At 61.9% G+C, this 1,180-nt stretch carries 2 protein-coding genes; both read left to right on the top strand.

The window, feature by feature from the left end; all coding sequences use genetic code 11:
• Positions 1–10: 10 nt before the first annotated feature.
• The gene (gene sppA / locus EOA36_RS35760; protein WP_127281263.1) at positions 11–967 is read left to right on the top strand and encodes a signal peptide peptidase SppA; all 957 of its coding nucleotides are present in this window, start codon (positions 11–13) and stop codon (positions 965–967) included.
• 79 nt (positions 968–1,046) lie between these two features.
• Positions 1,047–1,180: HU family DNA-binding protein (locus EOA36_RS35755; RefSeq protein ID WP_189553559.1), on the top strand; the 134-nt coding region annotated here is incomplete at its 3' end.

The following is a 1,180-nucleotide window of genomic DNA, read 5'->3' as shown; positions in this document are numbered from 1 at the left end:
GAGGCTGACGATCGCATTGAGAGCCGACGACCTGATCGACCGCCGCCGCTTGCGGCGCAAGCTGACTTTCTGGCGTGTCGCGGCCTTTGGCATCGTGGCGCTCGGGGTGATTGCGCTGTCGGCCTGGTTCTATGGCGACGATTTCGGCGGCTCCACCGTCGACCACATCGCCAAGGTCAGGATCGAAGGCACCATCACCGAGGACGACGAACTGATCAAGCGGCTGGAGACCATCCGCCAGTCGTCGAAAGTAAAAGGCGTGATCCTAGTGATCGATTCTCCCGGCGGCACCACCGTCGGCGGGGAATCGATCTACGAGGAGGTGCGCAAGCTCGCCGCCGACAAGCCGGTCGTGGCCGAGGTCGGCACGCTCGCCGCGTCGGCGGGCTACATGATCGCAAGCGCCGCCGACCATATTGTCGCCCGCAAGACCTCGATCGTCGGCTCCATCGGCGTGCTGATCCAGTATCCTGACGTCAGCGGCCTGATGGACAAGCTCGGCGTCAAGCTGGAGGAGGTGAAATCCTCGCCTCTGAAAGCCTCGCCCTCGCCCTTCAAGCCGACCAATGACGACGAACGCGCCATGGTCCGCAAGCTCATCCTCGACAGCTACGACTGGTTCGTCGGCATCGTCGCGGAACGCCGCAAGATGACGCACGAACAAGCACTGGCGCTCGCCGACGGTTCGATCTTCACCGGCCGCCAGGGTGTTGCCAACGGGTTGATCGACGCCGTCGGCGGCGAGTCCGTGGCCATCGACTGGCTGGCGACCAAGGGTGTCGATGCCAAGCTCAAGGTGGTCGAATGGAAGAACACGGAACGGCGCGGCGGCTTCCTGTTCTCGAAGGCGATGGCACGCACGATCGCCGGCGCGCTCGGCTTGCCGGATTCCGGCGGCGACGTCATCCATGAACTTGGCGCCAACCGCTTGTTTCTTGACGGTCTCGTTTCCGTCTGGCACCCTTGAGACGCGTTGGGACAGCTGAAAAAGCAAATAAAATCATCCTGATAATTTTGGCCGAACTGCTTTCACGGGGACCCGTCTGATGATCAAGTCCGAGCTTGTGCAGATTATTGCCACGCGCAATCCGCATCTTTTCCTGCGCGACGTCGAAAACATCGTCGGCGCGATCTTCGATGAAATCACCGACGCGCTTGCCGAGGGCAACCGGGTCGAATT

It is taken from the genome of Mesorhizobium sp. M8A.F.Ca.ET.021.01.1.1 (genome assembly GCF_003998025.1).
GTDB lineage: Bacteria > Pseudomonadota > Alphaproteobacteria > Rhizobiales > Rhizobiaceae > Mesorhizobium.
The sequence above is the reverse complement of the archived record's forward strand: the minus strand, read 5'-3'. Positions and strand labels throughout refer to the sequence as shown.